The organism is Bacillus sp. EB600 (assembly GCF_024494385.1).
Lineage (GTDB): Bacteria > Bacillota > Bacilli > Bacillales > Cytobacillaceae > JAEVLT01.
Window position 1 is genome coordinate 1 of the sequence record NZ_JAEVLT010000058.1, and the last position, 18,170, is coordinate 18,170.

The following is an 18,170-nucleotide window of genomic DNA, read 5'->3' on the forward strand; positions in this document are numbered from 1 at the left end:
AGACAACCTGATTAGGGTTGTCTTTTTTGATGTTTTTGTGTGAATTTTCTCAGGTTTTTCGCTGTTCCGTTAAAATTTTTGGATTATCTCAACGGACTTGAAATTCCGGGATGTTCATGGGGACGGTTCTTTTGCTTTCTCCCGTGGGACGCAAGAACCGTCCCCATGACACACACCCCATGACACACACCCCATGACACACACCCGGTTTTTCTTAGTAACTTATTTTTTGATTGAATAATAGTCGAGTAATCCTAGGTAAACCCCTTGGGCTACGTTATTACGGTAAGCAGGGCTTTCAACAACCGCGTCATCTTGTTTATTTGAAAGGAAGCCAAGTTCAATTAATGTACTTGGTTGGAAATTGTTTCGTAACACACCCAAGTCATCGAATCTTGTTCCAATGTTATGTAATCTCGTTGTTTTGACGACCTCATTTAAAATAGCCGCGGCTAAAGAGGTATCTTTTGAAGTTTGATAGTAAAAATCAGTCAATCCATTTGCTGATGGGTCATTTGTCCAATTGTAATGAAAACTTATAAAAGCATCCGCATAGTTATGGTTCGAGAGATCTGCACGTTGTTGTAAGGAAATATACGTATCGTTGGTCCGAGTCATAATGACATTGGCACCTGCATTTTTAAGCTTTTGTTCAACCACTTTAGCTGTTGCTAAGGTCAATGTTTTTTCAGGTGTTCCAACAATGCTTGTTGTCCCGTCATCAATCCCTCCATGACCTGGATCAAGTACAATGGTTTTTCCTTTAAGGGGCTTATGACTATTTTGCATTCGCTCTGTTGATGTTGGGGGAACACTAGGTGCGTCTTTGGTGATGTAATAGTCGTATACCCACCCCTCAATCCCAGAAGAAGTCACAACTTTTGCCCATCCGCCCTGTTCTTCATGGACGGTTATTTTTGTTCCCGATTTTAATTTGCCGACAATATGGCTAGATAAACTTGGATTTTCTCGAATGTTTAAAACCATGGCTTCTACGATTGCTTCTCTATTTTCAGTTGGGTCAAGAATCTTACTAGAAATGTCTGCAGCTTCCCAACCATTATGATTGGATGCAAGTACAGTGACTTGAGAGGTAGACGTATTTGCATAAGCAGTTTGATCCTTTTGAGGAAGAATAATGAGTAAGGGTAATAGAATAACACTAAGGATGGGCAATACTTTCATTAGACGTACGTTCTTTATTTGGGTTTTAATCATTTTAGAAACCTCCATCTTTTATAAACTGTAAAACTAGTATTGACAGATTTCTATCAACATATAATCTATTTTTAATAGATAGGCTCTAAATAAAAATAACAGCTTGGCTATCGCAGCCATTCCGTTGGCAATTCTATTCTGGAGCACCATCAATTAACGATTACAATCTTCTCCTGCCTATATCTCAACTGACTTGCTTGAAAAGGCCTTTGGATGAAAGCTTAAACAACAAAAAGGCACAACCAGCAGGATCTGCTAGTTGTGCCTTTTTGCACGCAAAACCTCTGAATGTCCCCTCTATGAACAACCGATGGACCACTAGTAAATAACTCGTTGAAGAAACCATAAAGCGCCTACTATGAAAATGACAGAGGATGTATATTTTACATAGATCGGATATTTTTCAAAGCGAAATAGTCTGATAAGAACCGGAATGATAAGTAATACGATTGCAAGCTGAACGGCTTCGATTCCGATATTAAAGCTAATCAGAGAAAGTGCTAAGTGGGTCCATGGTATATTCATTTCTTTTAAAAGGTCTGCAAATCCCATACCGTGAATCAGCCCAAATAGAAACGTGATCACCCAGCGCCAGGAGATTTTTTTTCTAAAGATATTTTCCAACGCAACATAGCAAATACTGAGGGCGATCGCCGGTTCAACGATAAACGATGGTATATTCAATAGGCCTAATACGGTTAACGTCAATGTAATCGTATGGGCTAAGGTAAAAGCGGTTATGACCGAAATATATTGTTTTACCTTCTGCTTTCTGATTAAGAGTGCAAGCAGAAACAGCAGATGGTCGTAGCCTGTTACTATATGCTCCATCCCGAGTGTGAAAAACGACCACCACGAAGGAACTGATTTAGCACTATTATTCTGGGCACCTTGCTGGCTTTGGTCTTGCTGCTGCTCAGTAATCAACATCGTCCACATTCGATCTTTTCCTCTTAATACAGATTCACTGACCGATCCTTGATTTTTAGCAGTTACGAAATTGGTATAGGTGGAGGAAGTTGATCCGCTTATAAACATTCCGTCTAAAAGCGAAATCGTTTCTCCTGGTTTAAAGCCCGGATAGGTAAACTTGAGCGTTACCACTTCATTTTCGCCTTTATTCTCCAGCAAAGGTCCGGTCGCTTTCGACTTTTGTTCCTGCCCATTTTTCTCCAGAACAACACTATCTTCCACCCATTCTGAAAACCGATGTTCAATCGCCTTTAATTCAGCGGCGTTTAATTTGCCATCTTGATTGGAATCCCCGCCAATTCCTTCAATGACCGAAAAAGCGTCAATGGAATAAGTAAGTTTTGTTTGTTTCTCATTACTATCGATATCGGTGAATCCTGCACTCAATGGGTGGGCACTGGCTGTAGAGTGGGGAATAAATAATAAAAGGAACAATATGATCATTTGAAAATATCTACGTTTTTTCCAATATAATTGCAAAAAAGTAACCCCCTGAAACAGAAAAAATATGTCAACTTATATTAGTTTAATAGATTAATGTAAAGGGAAAGTAAAGGAATATGAAAAAATTGTAAAGTTTTATATAGTAAAATAACAGTTTTGAGTTTTAATGTTATATTCCTTTAAGTGAATGATCATTTTCATTAAATTTTAATCAAATTGTTTGGTTATTTTAATGTTTCTATTATTTCACAACCAATTTAGAAGGGGGAATATGGAAAAAAATGAGGGGGAAAACAAAAAAATGGACGGGTGTTGCGTTATCTTCTTTACTGCTAACAAACACTTTTCTTCCCAACATCTTCATTGGCCAAGCACAGGCTGCTGAGCTAACGCCAGCAAACCATGTCGTGATCAGTGAAGTATATGGCGGGGGAGGAAACTCGGGAGCAAATTATAAGAATGACTTTATAGAATTATATAATCCAACTACTCAAGATGTTGACGTAACTGGATGGTCTGTACAGTACGCCTCTGCAGCAGGTACCTTTGGCACGAATAAAACGACACTTTCAGGTACCATAAAGGCTCATGGATATTATCTGGTTCAGGAAGCAAAAGGCAGCGGGGGAACAACAGATCTGCCCTCTCCCGATGCGGCGGGTACGATAAATCTATCTGGTACAGCAGGGAAAGCAGCACTTTCCAAAGCTTCAGACACCATCACTGGAAAAACAGATGCAAATGTAATCCATTATGTTGGCTTTGGGTCAACCGCAAGTGAATTTGAAGGGACTGGTGCAACTGTAGCACCTTCCAACACAAAGAGTGTCGAAAGAAAAGCAAATGATGGAACGGATCCAACGACTGACGGCGCTGGAAAAGGAAACGGATGGGATCAGGACGACAACAAGAATGATTTTGTTGCAGCGGACCCCAACCCACAAAACTCTCCCACACCAATTGAGCCTTCGCTTGGACCGACGATCAGTGATATCAAGGCAACAAACGCTGATGGGACACTGGTTAATGAAGGTCAAACCTATACTGTTGAAGGAACTGTGACCGTAGCAAACAATACTGTTGGAGCAAACTCCTACTATATTCAAGACGCAACCGGCGGTATCAATGTATATGGTGATGCCTCTCTTGTTAATCCGGGCGATCGCGTACGTGTAACAGGGATGATTTCCAATTACAAAGGATTAGCAGAACTCACAAATCCGAAAGACCCTGCCGATGCAACGAAGACACTGCCGATTGTTTTTGAAAAAATCGGAACAAGCACCGTTCCGGCACCAGTTACAACGACTGTTGCTGATCTAAACGATTTTGCAAAAGCAGAGCCTTTAGAAGGGAAGCTTGTAACGGTTATCGGAAAAGCTACGAGTGTTCCTGCAGCATTACCTGGAAACGTAACGATTACAGATAGTGCGGGTAAGACATTCACTGTCCGTGTCATTGCTGAAACCGGAATAGGTCTGAGCTCTATCCAAGCAAATCATACTTATTCTTTTACAGGCTTACTGGGACAATATGATAGTTCATTACCTAATACTTCAGGGTACCAGCTATTCCCGCGGGCCGCTACTGATATTAGTGAAATTTTTCCATTAACACTAACGCATACCCCACTTACGGAAGCGGTTAAGGGCGCAGATTTGCAAATTACTGCGAACGCAACAGGAGCAACCTCAGTAAAGGTTTATTATAAGCAGCCTGCCGATGCAGCTTTTAAATCCGTGGATATGTCAGCTTCAACGACAGATGCAGCGAATTATACAGCTGTCATTCCTGGTGCTGATTTAACGGGTACTTCTTTTTTCTATTATATTGAAGCGAAAAACCAGACAGAAACAAAAACAGCTGGGGATGCGACTACGCCATATGTTGTTTCAACAGAGCTGGATACAACCGGGCCGGTGGTCAATGGAGAGCAGCCGGCAAACAAGGCGAAAACGGAAGCAAAGCAGCCTGAAATATCCGCCATGTTGAACGATCCAAGCGGTATCGATCCATCTAAAGTTACTATTACCGTTGATGGTCTGGAACGAACTGCTGATGCAACCATCACCACTGATAAAGTACGTTTGCCGCTATCTGCTGATTTAGCTGTTGGAACCCATACCGTTGTGGTCACGGCATTTGATACAAAGGGCAACAAAACTGAGGACACTTGGTCGTTTGAAGTGATTCCGCCGTTCACGGGCGGCAATCATTACCGCGGGACAACGCATAACCATACCAATATTTCTCATGATGCAACAGGTAATCCTGAAGATGCACTAAAGGCTGCCCAGGCACATGGTTATGACTGGTTTGCTTTCTCTGACCATTCCCATGATATTGACCCGGAAAAACTGGGGCAGGATACAACGGATCATAAGGGGATGCCGGAAAGAACGGGCGGTACGGAGTGGCAAACAACAAAGGATCTTGCTGCACAGTACACGAAGAATGGATCGTTTGTCGTGTTCCCGGCATTTGAAATGACATCCACTACATGGGGCCACTCTAATGTGTTTGGAACCGATAATTTTATCGATCGCAACATTGATGGAAAAAAATATCAGGATTTAAATTCTTATTATGCTTGGGTATTAACCTACGATAATATCGCTGCCCAATTTAACCATCCAGATATGTCTGCCAATGCGTTTAACAATTTTATGCCCTATGATGCAAAAGTGGACAAGCTGTTTACGATGCTTGAAGTCGGAAATGGCTCAGGAAATTATGGATACGCAAATGCGGAAGGAAAGTACTTTAGTGCGCTTGATTTAGGCTGGCACGTTGCTCCGACATTTGGTGAAGATAACCATGATGGTACGTGGGGACAGACAATGAAGCGTACGGTGATCGTTTCAAAAGATTTAGCAAATGATTCGCTGCTTGATTCGATGAAAAATATGCGTGTGTACATGGAAGAAGATCCGAACTTTAAGCTGGATGTGCTTGCCAACGGCGCTTATATGGGATCAACGGTTGACGGCAGCACTCTTTCCTTTGATATTAAAGGATCTGACCCGGTTGCAGAAGCAAATACTGATCCAAAGTACAGCTATTTACCGGCCAATTATAAAAGTGATGATCGGATTCAAAAGGTTGAATTACTGACAAATGGCGAAAAGGTTGTCCAGTCGATTCAGCCAGTGACGAAAGACTTCACCTGGAATCCAACTGTCCCTGTAACAGGGGGCCAGCAATGGTTTGTCGTCAGAATTACGCAGATGGACGGAGAAAAAATTTACTCTGCTCCTATTTGGACAAAAGAAAAACCAGTGGATGTTCGGGTAAGCGGAATTGATGTGACGGGTGAAACCATTACTGCCGGAACGGATGCAAATCTGACAGCTGGTTTGTCAAACTTAGGCACTCAGGATCTGACAAACTTAAATGTTAATTTCTATTATGACAAGGCAGACGCTGACCACAAAATTGGCAGTGCAGCCCTTGATGCCCTCCCAGCGAAAAGTGTAAAGCAGGTACAAGTCACATGGAAAAACCCACCTGCGGGCGACCATACGATTCTTGCGGTAGTCGATGCACCACAGGGAGATGATCCGGGTGACAATCAGTTTTCTAAGCAGGTATCAGTCAAACAGCCATTAGGATTAACCGTCATGCTTGATGCGGCCCATGGCAATGAAAACACATCGACTGACCCTGGAACATACAAGAACAACTTTACCTTATTTACAAATTTATTGAAAAAAGAAGGCTACACCGTAGTTGAAAATAAAAATCCATTAACTGTAGACACACTTGCCGGAGTAAAAGTGCTAGTCATTACTCATCCGGCAACAGATTTAACTGCAGATGAAAATACAGTTGTGGCGAACTTTGTTAAGAATGGAGGTTCTTTATTTTTAACAGATAAGAGTAACTTTAAAAATGATGTAACGATCAATAACGATTTATTAACGGAGATGGGATCGACGATTCAATTCAATAATGATGGAATCTATGATGATTCAAAGGATGGAAATTTCTGGTCTAATCCATTAACATCCAAGTTTGCTGTCCGAATTCATACAGTGCCGGTGGCAAATTATATTACGGGCCAAATGCCGACTCCGTCCGTCAACTTTTACAGCGGCTCCTCATTAGAGGGTGTTGGACATACTCCATTGAAAAATAGCAGTACGGTAACCATCCTGGGACACGGAAATGAAATGTCCTATCAAAATAGTCTAACGGGCGGCGGCTATAAGTACGATGATGTAAGTGATGACCATGGCGGGTCTGTTATCCCGGCAATTGCGTCTGAAGTAATTGGCAGCGGGAAAATTATCGTATCTGGAATGAATATTGCTAATGATAAACAACTCGATGAAAGCTTCAATCCAGTTGGAAATGATGAGTTTACCTTAAATTCCATTAACTGGCTGGCAGACCGTGGCACGAAGGTATCGACGATCAGTGACATAAGGAAGCTTTCAGATGGTACCAATGTGGTCGTTGATGGTACAGTAACCTCCGGTGCCGGGACATTCTATGATGCCTTCTATCTCCAAGATGCAACTGGCGGGATTATGGCATTCCAGGAAGTTCCAGATGGTTCATTAAAGCTGGGCGATAAGGTTCGTGTCTATGGACATATTAAAACTTACGAAAGTAACACAGAATTAGTGTTTACCAGCTTTGTAAAAGATGTTACAAAGATTGGCCAGACAGCCCCTGTAGATCCTAAGGCAGTGACGACAAAAGACGCGGTTTCCGATGCAAATCAAGGTCTTTTAGTCAAAGTTACAGGCAAGGTTGTCAGCAAATATGATGCAAACTCTTATGTCATCAATGATGGATCAGGAGATGTGCTTATATTTACCGATGGCTATATTGCCAACCAAACAGGACCTGTACCGGATTTAAAAACAGGAGATACATTAGAAGCGGTGGGATTAGCAGGTAGATTTGCTGAGGGCAGTCGTATCCGTGTCCGTGATACGAAAGAATTAGTGAAGGCTAAAGACACCAGCGCACCTGTAACCACGGCAAAGGTAAATCCTGATCAACCGGATGGGCTAAATGGCTGGTATAAAAACGATGCAACGATTACGTTAACAGCAGATGACGATCAATCTGGTGTTCAGAAAACAGAATATAGCTTCGATGGATTGAATTGGTATAACTATGACTCTCCATTTACTGTAACTTCAAGTTCAACGGTATATTATCGAAGCACAGATCATGAGGGGAATCAGGAAACTCAGAAAGAAATTAACCTAAAGGTCGACAAAACAGCACCGGTTGTAAAGGTTTCAGTAGACAAGCCAGTATTGTCTCCGCCAAATCATAAGATGATTACCATTAAAGCAGATGTGGAGGCTTCTGACAGCTTGTCAGGTATTGATTCCATCGTGCTGGAGTCAATAACAGCTAACGAAGAGCTTGCGCCTGATGATATTCAAGACGCAAACTTTGGCAGTGAAGATTACACTTTCGCTTTACGTGAAGAACGCGCGGGGAAGGGTAGTGGCAGAGTATACACCATTACCTATGCAGTAACCGACAAAGCAGGGAATGTTACTAGAGCCACAACAACCGTAACCGTTCCAAAAGGGAACTCAGAAAAGTAAAAACGAAGAGACAGGAGCATGGTACTCCTGTCTCTTTTTGTACATGGGGACGGTTCTTTTGCTTCCTTAGCGGGACACAAGAACCGTCCCTGTGTCACTTTCCTGGAAAATTCACTATAAAAAGCTTTGAAATAATATAAATATAGTGACTTTTATCATACTATGAAATTGTCAGTGTATTTTAAAATAGTAAAATAGACCTTGGTTTTTTAATCATGGGGACGGTTCTCTTGCTGCCTTAGCGGGACACAAGAACCGTCCCCATGTCACTCCCGTGTCACTCGATCGGAAAATGATAGGTGGGGTTATTTGTTGAAATCTCGTTACTATAAATTAGTCATCTGTTTCTTACTCATTTTTTGGATAGGTAATGTCATTAACATCCTTTATATTACTTCATTAAAAAAGGAGAAGAATATAAGCAGCATTGTTAATGTTGCCGGGCGCGAGCGGATGCTTACTCAGAAAATGAGCAAAATAGCCCTTTTATTGGCCTATAGTGATGATGTGGATGCAAGGAAAAAACTAATTACTACCAGCCACGAATTTGAGGACAAATTAAATGGATTGATATATGGAAATTATGATTATAGTCTAGCTTCGCTAAAAGATATGAAACTGGACAAGCAATTAAAAAATGTGGAGAGACAGTGGAAGACGTTAAAACAAGATATCATGCAAATTGTACCGGGAAAGGATAATCAGACTTTAACTATTCAACAAATCAATACAAAAAGTGATCAACTGGTTCAGCAGCTGGATCTTGTTGTTGAAACGATTGAAAAAAAGGATAATCATAGCTGGCAGGGAATAGCGACAGACAAAACTTTTTTCATCCTTCTTAATGTCATTTTTGTCACTGTATTGTTTGTTATGTGGTTACTGCTTAGCAGTTTATCAAAAAGTGAAGAAAAATACCGTTTACTTGTCCATAATTCCCCGATCGGAATTTTAATAGTAAAAGGGAAAAAGGTTCATTTTATCAATCATTTTGCCCTAAAGGCACTCGGCTTTTCCCATGAAAATAATATGATCGGAAAATCAATCCATACGTTTATTCATCCGGACTACGAATCAGCCGTGAATTCACGTCTTGAGAATGTTTATGAACATAAGAAAGTAGCCGAATTAATGGAAGAAAAATGGTTACATAAAAATGGGACAATGGTTAACGTGGAAGTAATGTCGATTCCTTATCATATTATGGGCGACAATACCACTCTTTGTATTTTTTTCGATATTACGAAACATAAACGTTATGAAAATGAATTTGAACTAATGCATATCGAGTTAGACAACATTAGGACAGCACTGGATCAATCGAGTATTGTCGAAATCACCGATACGAGTGGCAAAATTCAATATGTAAATGATAAGTTTTGTGAGATTTCTAAATACAGTAAGGAAGAAATAATCGGTAATACCTATCGTTTCATTAGTTCGGGTTATCATTCGAAAGAATTTTATAAAAATTTATGGGAAACGATTAGAAGTGGAAACACATGGGAAGGTCAAGTCAGAAACCGGGCGAAAGATGGAAGTTATTACTGGGTAAACACCATGATCATCCCATTTATCAATCATCATGGAAATGCCTATCAGTATTTAACCATTCGCAACGATATTACCAATCAAAAAAATGCTGAAAAGAAACTGGAAATATTAGCAACACGGGATGGATTGACCAATCTATCGAATCGCCGAATTTTTATAAACGAGATGGAAAAGACCATTGCTGCTGAACAGCCCATGGCCGTTCTGTTTTTGGATTTAGATCGATTTAAGTATGTGAATGATACACTTGGTCATGCCGTTGGCGATCAATTACTTCAAGAAGTTTCCAACCGTCTTCAGGAGGTCGTTTCGGAGCAGGGGCTTATCTCCCGGCAGGGTGGCGATGAGTTCACTATTTTAGTAAACACAACGGAACGTCCATTCCTTTCCGATCTTTGTCAGCAAATCATTCGTAATATTAAATATCCTTATAGTATTGAGGAAAAAGAAATTGTCATTACGTGCAGTATTGGGATCAGCATTTATCCGGATAATGGAAATGATGTTGAAACATTAATGAAAAATGCAGATTTAGCTATGTATTGGTCCAAGGATAACGGCAAAAATAACTTTTCCTTTTTCCAGGAATTTATGAAAGAAAAGTCATCGCGCATTATGCAATTAGAATTAGAGCTTCGTAAGGCGATTGAAAATGAAGAATTCTTTCTCTGTTACCAGCCTAAAGCCGAACTGAATAATGGAGAGATTATTGGGTGTGAAGCCTTAATTCGTTGGGAGCATCCAGCAATGGGGATTATTACTCCTGCGGAGTTTATCCCGCTGGCGGAAGATACCGGGCTAATTAATCAAATTGGAGAATGGGTGCTTAGAGAGGCTTGCAAACAAACGAAAAGCTGGCATGAAGCGGGATACGCTGAACTGAAAATGGCTGTCAATTTGTCCGTTCACCAATTAAATCAAGCAAATATTGTAGAATTAGTTGAAACGATCCTGCTGGAGCATCATCTCGACCCGGGATTTCTAGAGTTAGAAATTACCGAAAGTATTTCGATGTTATCGGAAAAAAGTAAAATTAAAAACTTATTTGCGCTAAAAGAATTAGGTGTCAGCATAGCCATTGATGATTTCGGTACGGGCTATAGTTCCTTAAAATATTTGCATGAACTGCCTGTCAATACACTAAAAATCGATAAATCTTTTATCAAGGATATTGGCCAGCTCAATCGGATTACTCCTTCACTCATGACGAATGCCATTCTATCTTTAGCCAGATCGTTACATTTGGAGGTCGTTGCTGAAGGAATTGAAACAATCGAACAAATGAATTATTTAAAAAAATACCAATGCAAAATTGGCCAGGGGTATTTCATCAGTAAGCCGCTACCAGCTGATAAAATGGAAACGTTTTTAAATAAGAACGGTAAAAAACAGTATCCTCAAGTGGGGCCTAAGGATTGTTAGTATAGGTGGCAATCATGGGGACGGTTCTCTTGTCCACAATCATGGGTCAATCATGGGGACGGTTCTCTTGTTCTAATGGTCCTGTAAGAGAGAGGTGGCATGTATTTGCCATTATGAAAGCCCCTCTTAGAAAGGGGCTTTCATTACTATCTACACTGCTGTATTTGATGTTTTATTTTTTCTAAACAATCCTATCAAGCCAGCAATAATCAACAAAATGCCTGGAAGAATATAGAACATTGAAATAGAAATTGGTCCCACCAATTGCAGCAATGGTCATTATCGATTAAGCACTAATATTTTTTAACTGCTTCTTGTTTCTAGCTCCTTCAAGCTTATGAATAATAACTGCAGCAACAAGGATCGCTACAATGACTGCTCCGGCTAGTAAGATGGAAGCGTCCATTAGTAGGATGAGAATAATTCCGACAATTGAAGCTACTGATGAAAGGATTGTATAAGTCGCAAATGTTTCTTTCAATGTTAGGCCGAAAAATTCTTTCACCATCCAGAAGCCTGGATCGTTTACGTGTGAAGCAAAGGCTGTTCCGGCACCAGTTGCAAGAGCAACTAGGGCTAAGTTGGCATCAGGATATGAGCCTAGCATTGGAAGTACTAACCCTGCAGTTGATAAAGCGGCAACCGTTCCTGAACCTAAGCAAATACGAAAAATTACGGCAATCACCCACGCAAGCAGGAGTGGAGAAATGGAGACACCAGTAAAAAGATGGTTAATATAATTTCCGACTCCGCCATCGATAATAACTTGTTTGAAAGCACCGCCGCCGCCAGTGATTAAGATGAGCAAACCAACCGCGTTGATCGATGCTCCGGCAGAGGCCGTTAAGTCCTTCATTGGCCTTTTTCTTGCAATTCCCATTGTATACAAAGCTAATAATAGTGAAATTAACAAAGCTACTGGAGCGTTTCCGACAAAACGAATGATGACGACTAAAAGATTATCGGCAAATCCCAGTTTTTTTTGGAAAATATCTAAAAAGGCTGCAGCAAACATCAATAGGATCGGAAATACAGCTGTTATGACACTGATGCCAAATCCAGGTGTCTCCTCTAGTTTCCATGGCTTTTGATCTCCTATTGCTTGGGCATTGCCTGTTTTTTCAAAAGCGCTTGGAATCCACTTTTTGTTGATTTTTGGGAACCAAACTCCCGCAACCACAATTGTTGGGATCGCAACCATGATTCCATACACTAATACCATGGCGATGTCTGCTCCATACTCCTTCGTAACGGCAGTGATTCCTGGATGCGGCGGCAAGATGCTATGTGCGGTAACCAAAGCGCCTGCCATTGTAAGACCGAATTGTGTAATGGAAATTTTTAGTTCCTTTGAAATCATAAAAATAATTGGAATCAATAAGATAAAGGCAACATCCCCGAATAAAGCAATTCCTACGATAAAGGAAGCGGAAGCGATTGCCCATTGAACATTCCTTTGTCCAAATTTATTAATTAATGTCATCGAAATACGATAGGCTCCACCCGCATCGGAGATCAAACGACCAATCATCGCTCCGAAGCCTAAGATTAACGCAATATGCCCCAGTGTACCACCTAATCCCGCTTCAACTGATGTTTCGATTTTTTCAAGCGGCATTCCTAATGCCAGTGCAACAACAAACGACACAATGATCAATGAAACGAATGCGTTTAATTTGAAGCCTGTGATAAAAACAATTAATAGAATAACTCCAATTGCAACCATTACTAATGGCATGTCCATTTTCCCCCTTTTTTTATATAACCCTAAATCCCCTATGAGCTAGCGCACATACACCTTGCACTACTAATATTTTTAATTTTCCTATTTTACCATAAAATGAGAAAATTCTATTAATATAGTATAATTACAAGTTGTTGGAAAGTCTAATTGAATATATCTTAAAAAAAAACACTTAACTGAAAATATAATTAATAGTAATGGTGCACTGTCACTCCTCGAAGTTTATCGAATGTTGATAGGTTTATAGATAAGGGTGAATGATCATAAGAAGTACAATTGAATAGAGTGATTACGGCCACCGAAATGTACCAGTAGCTATTCACCTCTTCGTCCGGAATTTATAAATATGTGATGCATAGGGCTTGCCCTTAGGTATGATAAAATAGAAGAAAAATAAATGTAGGTAAATATATGAACAAGTGTGAGCATTGTGAATCAAATGAAGCGAAAGTTCATTTTAAAATAGAAGCGACTAGCATGCATTTATGCACTAATTGCTACAATGCACTCATGTCAGAAGAACTTGAGGTAGATTTAGTGCGGCTGGTAGATAATTTTTCATTAAAGGATTACCAAGGTATTAGTCGTACCTTTCATGTGGAAAGACGATTACACCCAATGGGGATTTTCTTGGAGGCTTCAGAAAACATAGAATTTGGCTACAAATTTGCTGTACATGGTGAATTAAATTGTAATCAGCCAGAACTGCAAAGCAAATTAATTGAAAAAGTAAGAAAAGGGATTGGTGAGCAACAAGTTGAAACAAAGGCTTTTCCTAACGGACAAGCATACAAAACAATTTTGAATGACCAAATCAAAGGTCTTATAGAGTATGATGAAACCTCTGACGGAACTCCACTTGTTATTATTGATGGAAAGCCATTTACATGGGAGGAAGTTGGAAAGATGCTTATGGCGTATGAAGGATTTCAGATAAAGGTAAAGATGTATGATATTACGGATGATGTGGAGTGAAGCAATAATCCCTGTGCTTGTCACGCCACTACTCGAATTTTGTCAAGGATGGATAGGTCTGTAAATTCCACTCAAGCAGCAACTAACCTTAAAGAAGAACCGGAAAATCACCTTGATCGATAGAAATCAAAAGGTTGTTTTAATAGGGGGATTTTTCACCTCCAACTCTGATCGTTGCAAAATATAAAGAGACATTACCTTTCATAGGAATGATTGGTGTAAGTTACTCTTCAATTAATTTGTTCAGATCTTTCATCGTTAACATCGCACATTCTAAGAGACAACAAGAATCATTCAACGTACATTTGATAGAGCTCTTCATGAAAAAGATCATCAAATTTTCTGTCTAGAATTCCGTAAAAGTAGGCAATCGGATTTTTGATATTAGTTGATTTGATTTTAATAATGAATTGTTTAAATGCTAGAATGCCGACTTCCAATATTTTTTCTCCATTTTCTTCACAGACATTCCTGTAAGCAGCTATTTTAGTCATTTTCCAGTATTCTTCAATCGTTTCAGCATCTGGGAAAAAGTATTTAACTACTTGTACAAAAGGCTTTGGCACTCTATCACTTGTAAACGTGTGATCCAGTTTTAACGGGTCTTCTTTACGTTTTTTAATCTCTTGATTTTTAGTTTCAGAAAGATTACTAGTTTCTTTAGGGTGGGCCATTTCTTCCGTTTTGGGTGGTTCATTTGTTAGGAAACGGTTGAAAACATAGAGGTTTGCGGTTTGTGAACCATTTTTTCTTCCTGTTTCATAGACGGTCATTATTCCTAATTCTTTAGCCTTTAGAATCATCCGTTTAAAGGTCGAGCGAGAAACGCCGTTCCCGTTATACTCCTCATGAATGGCCTTCAGCATCGTTCCAATCTTCGCATTACAAACTCCTGGGATTTTAGCAGAAAAACGAACCAGCCGTTTTAACGCAACAATCTCGCCTTTCGAAAACGCATCCCGATATTCGAGCAGCCACATCTCCATATGTCGGTTAAACTCCTTTAACAGCTTAAATTGGGAAAAATCCTCAAATCCATCAATCTTGCCAGCCTCTAAATTCATCATCTAGCACCACTCTCTCAATAATACCTTCTGTCCACGGGGGTCCACGGGGACGGTTCTTATGTACCATTTTAGGGCGCAAGAACCGTCCCCGTGTACTACCATACTAAGAAAGATCATTCATAGCGAATCAACAAAAGTGAATTTTGGGGTCAAAAAATGAACTTTTTGTTCAAAATGGCCGCCAAAAATCACTTTTGGGGGCAATTTTTTAACTTTTAGCCAAATAAGGTGTGAATTTAAGGCATGGGGTCATGTTCATGTGTTCATGGGGACGGTTCTTGCATCCTTTTTTAGGGGTTTTCCGTCAGAACTTCATTCTTAAAATGACACCCAATGAACAAAAAAAGGTCCCAGTCAGGGGCCGTGAGAACTGTATTTTTTTCTGCATACTATGAATTGCTAGTAAAGTCTGGGCGCAAGCCACAGGCTATGAGGTCAGACCCCCGCTCGGCTGAAGAAATTAACTTTGCTATTAACCAAAAAGTAGTTAGAAATGTTTCATGAACACTAGTTGACTACCTTCAATAATAAAGAAGAAAAAGTTTTTGAAGGTGACCTGTCCGTATTGATAAAGCGATGACGGTTATTGAAAACAGTTAACTTCTCATTATTGTAGAACATAGTTCAAAAAACACTTTAAAATAAAAAACAGCAGGAAACATTGCTTCCCACTGTTTTTTACGTTATTTAGCTGGTGTTTTCATTAATCGTTTTGAGAATTTGATTGATTTATTTTCGCTAACAAATGTTGAGCCTAAAAGCAATGCACCACCAAGCAGTTGAACAAATGTCATTTGTTCTTGCAAAATAACAGCAGAAATTACTAATGATGTGATTGGGTCTGCATAACTTAATGCAGCGATGCTCTGCCCTTTTATTTTCTGCATACCTGAGAAGAACAATAAGAATCCAATACCTGTGTGTACAATCCCTAAGATGAATATAAATGGAATGGAAGAACTGGATACTTCCAAAATACCGAATCCTTCAGTAAAGGATACATATGGTATGAGAAGCAATGACGCTGTTCCGAGCTGAATGAATGTAGTTACAAGACCATCCATGTTCTTGATAAACTTATTTAATAGCATTAATAAAGCGTATAATGCAGCAGCCATTAATCCATAGCCAATGCCAAGTAAATGATCGAATCCAGATGTACTTACACCACTATTACCAACAATGAACAACATACCTAGCATGGCTGCGCCGATGCAGGCTATTTTCTTTAGTGATAATTTTTCCTTAAGTACAAGTGGCGAAAGAATCAGGACAAACACAGGTGCAAAATAATAACTTAGCACTGCATTTGAAAGGGTCGTATGCTTGTATGCTTGGAAAAGGAAAATCCAATTTCCACCCAATGCAATACTCGAAAGTAATAAAACGAAAGCATTTCCTTTAACCAGTGCCCATGAAATTTTTTTCTTCATCAGGAACATGACTGTTAGTAAAAATAAACTGCCAATTAAACCACGTAATAAAGCTATTTCACTCGAAGATAAATCAATGTATCTTACAAATACGCCAATCGTACCAAAGATAATCATTGATAATAGGAATTGAATTTTAGATTTCATCGTCTACTCCTTCGAATCTGCGAAACAGCTTATATTTCGCAGATCCTTACTCTGTTTTTAATAAAAGTTTATTCAGTGCTGACGGGGCAGCTGGAGTAAGCGGTGGTGGCGGTGATGTTGAAAATGACTTCCAAATGTGCATAATAATCCCTCTATTTCTATTAGCGTATTAATAATTATACTAAATAAAATCTTGTTGAACTATCTGGCTTTACTTCAATGAGGAGTAAAGCTTCAGATAACCAGCCAATAGAAGCTCTATCTTATTCCATTAGAGGGAGCAAGAATCGAACAACGATGGACTGCTTCAATAGTCCATTTTTCTTCGTCTTTAATCAGTTAGATGGCAGGTTAATTGAATAAGGTTGGAGAAATATCCATAGAGGGAGGTTGTTTTTATGGTAATCCAATCAAATATGACTTCAAAGGCTATAAGCGAAGTATGGGAAGAAACACTAGAGGTTTTTCAAAAATACAATATTCCAATTACAGAAAAGAGATTACAAGTATTAGCAAACGACAAGATTCTTCAAGTATTATTAACTGAATTAAATAAAATAGTAGGAAGCTCCAACGCAACTTGCATAGAAGGTGGCTGACAAATGCCATCTAAAAAGGAGTAGGTTACTCCTTTACTATTTATTTTCCAATTAAGAGGCAGTATTTGCTTTAAGAACGTTATCATAGGGAGGAAGTATTGATGGGTTATTGTGAAGATATAAGAGAAATGATTGGGAATTCTCCACTAATAATTGTTCGACCAAGCGTGGCAATCATTAATAATGAAGGTGAAGTTTTACTGATTCGAAATGTAGGAGGAACTTGGACTATTCCAGGTGGAACTTTACAGCTAAATGAGTCAGTTGAAGAGTGTATTATACGAATTGTCTTAGAAGATATAGGCATTAAGATAATAAAGGTGAAATTATTTGGTGTATATTCGGGCAAGGAATTAATAAATCGGGTCGAGGAAAGTGGCGCTGAATATCATCCTGTTGCAATTGGTTATTTATGTACCGAGTACGAAGGAGAAATTACTGATAATCGCAACAAAAAAATAGAAGCCAAATTTTTTAGATTAAATCAATTACCTGAAGAAATTGAACCTTTTATTAAAAATAAGTTAGTCGAATTAATGGGCAACTTGAAAAAGTAAAACCTCCTTATTAACGGGTGCTTATATTCATTCAGTCAATACCTAAATAAAAGAAAGATCCTTTTTAGCGAAGAATGAGTTAATTTCCCTTAGTGGAAGAGGCGCGTAAAAACAAATGATTAATCAAAAACATAGTTCCGGTGCCTGTGTGTTGCGATCCTAAAAGTAGACAATTTTCATTCGGGTTTACCTTATGGAATCTAAGATGATGAGCTTTCCTAATCATGAAATTGGGAAAGCTTTCTACTTGTATGTTTACACTATTGGTGTTAGGCTAATTGAGCTGGTTTCGTTAGCAGTTTCTTGTAAACGGATTTTTTAATCCGAAATTATTTCGGAGAAGTTGACATTAACGAATCGGTATGGTAAGATAGTTCTTGTCGCTGAACAACATTCATCCTTTAAAAAAAGGTTGACGAAATGTTCAGTTGGGCATATACTATGAAAGTTGCTTTAATAAGA

General features: G+C 39.3%; 10 protein-coding genes. 5 read left to right on the forward strand and 5 right to left on the reverse strand.

The window, feature by feature from the left end:
- Positions 1-222: 222 nt before the first annotated feature.
- Entirely contained in the window at positions 223-1,218 is a 996-nt protein-coding gene (locus JN080_RS26900) for an N-acetylmuramoyl-L-alanine amidase family protein (protein ID WP_256239031.1), read from the reverse strand.
- 318 nt (positions 1,219-1,536) lie between these two features.
- The gene (locus JN080_RS26905; RefSeq protein ID WP_256239032.1) at positions 1,537-2,670 is read right to left on the reverse strand and encodes a HupE/UreJ family protein; all 1,134 of its coding nucleotides are present in this window, start codon (positions 2,668-2,670) and stop codon (positions 1,537-1,539) included.
- 245 nt (positions 2,671-2,915) lie between these two features.
- Between JN080_RS26905 and JN080_RS26910 the strand changes: the two genes are divergently transcribed.
- A complete protein-coding gene (locus JN080_RS26910; protein WP_256239033.1) occupies positions 2,916-8,210 on the forward strand; it encodes an OmpL47-type beta-barrel domain-containing protein in 5,295 nt (1,764 codons plus the stop codon).
- 312 nt (positions 8,211-8,522) lie between these two features.
- On the forward strand, positions 8,523-11,186 hold the full coding sequence (locus JN080_RS26915) for an EAL domain-containing protein (RefSeq protein ID WP_256239034.1): 2,664 nt from the start codon (positions 8,523-8,525) through the stop codon (positions 11,184-11,186).
- A 286-nt stretch (positions 11,187-11,472) separates the two neighbouring features.
- Here JN080_RS26915 and JN080_RS26920 read toward each other — a convergent pair whose 3' ends face one another.
- The gene (locus JN080_RS26920) at positions 11,473-12,924 is read right to left on the reverse strand and encodes a gluconate:H+ symporter (RefSeq protein WP_256239035.1); all 1,452 of its coding nucleotides are present in this window, start codon (positions 12,922-12,924) and stop codon (positions 11,473-11,475) included.
- 417 nt (positions 12,925-13,341) lie between these two features.
- Here JN080_RS26920 and JN080_RS26925 point away from each other — a divergent pair, with 417 nt between their 5' ends.
- Positions 13,342-13,905, forward strand: a complete 564-nt coding sequence (locus tag JN080_RS26925; protein WP_256239036.1) for a DUF7713 domain-containing protein — start codon at positions 13,342-13,344, stop codon at positions 13,903-13,905.
- A gap of 290 nt (positions 13,906-14,195) precedes the next feature.
- Here JN080_RS26925 and JN080_RS26930 read toward each other — a convergent pair whose 3' ends face one another.
- A complete protein-coding gene (locus JN080_RS26930; RefSeq protein WP_256239037.1) occupies positions 14,196-14,972 on the reverse strand; it encodes a hypothetical protein in 777 nt (258 codons plus the stop codon).
- A gap of 683 nt (positions 14,973-15,655) precedes the next feature.
- Positions 15,656-16,552 carry a DMT family transporter gene (locus tag JN080_RS26935; protein ID WP_256239038.1) on the reverse strand — a complete coding sequence of 299 codons (897 nt, stop codon included), beginning with the start codon at positions 16,550-16,552 and terminating at the stop codon, positions 15,656-15,658.
- A 398-nt stretch (positions 16,553-16,950) separates the two neighbouring features.
- Between JN080_RS26935 and JN080_RS26940 the strand changes: the two genes are divergently transcribed.
- On the forward strand, positions 16,951-17,151 hold the full coding sequence (locus tag JN080_RS26940) for a hypothetical protein (protein WP_256239039.1): 201 nt from the start codon (positions 16,951-16,953) through the stop codon (positions 17,149-17,151).
- 101 nt (positions 17,152-17,252) lie between these two features.
- Positions 17,253-17,708, forward strand: a complete 456-nt coding sequence (locus tag JN080_RS26945; protein ID WP_256239040.1) for an NUDIX domain-containing protein — start codon at positions 17,253-17,255, stop codon at positions 17,706-17,708.
- Positions 17,709-18,170: the final 462 nt, after the last annotated feature.

What these genes read in the sequence shown, in the direction of transcription:
- JN080_RS26900 (WP_256239031.1), bottom strand. Translation starts at nt 1,218, where the DNA reads ATGATTAAAACCCAAATAAAGAACGTACGTCTAATGAAAGTATTGCCC.
- JN080_RS26910 (WP_256239033.1), top strand. Translation starts at nt 2,916, where the DNA reads ATGAGGGGGAAAACAAAAAAATGGACGGGTGTTGCGTTATCTTCTTTA.
- JN080_RS26920 (WP_256239035.1), bottom strand. Translation starts at nt 12,924, where the DNA reads ATGCCATTAGTAATGGTTGCAATTGGAGTTATTCTATTAATTGTTTTT.
- JN080_RS26925 (WP_256239036.1), top strand. Translation starts at nt 13,342, where the DNA reads ATGAACAAGTGTGAGCATTGTGAATCAAATGAAGCGAAAGTTCATTTT.
- JN080_RS26930 (WP_256239037.1), bottom strand. Translation starts at nt 14,972, where the DNA reads ATGATGAATTTAGAGGCTGGCAAGATTGATGGATTTGAGGATTTTTCC.
- JN080_RS26935 (WP_256239038.1), bottom strand. Translation starts at nt 16,552, where the DNA reads ATGAAATCTAAAATTCAATTCCTATTATCAATGATTATCTTTGGTACG.
- JN080_RS26940 (WP_256239039.1), top strand. Translation starts at nt 16,951, where the DNA reads ATGGTAATCCAATCAAATATGACTTCAAAGGCTATAAGCGAAGTATGG.
- JN080_RS26945 (WP_256239040.1), top strand. Translation starts at nt 17,253, where the DNA reads ATGGGTTATTGTGAAGATATAAGAGAAATGATTGGGAATTCTCCACTA.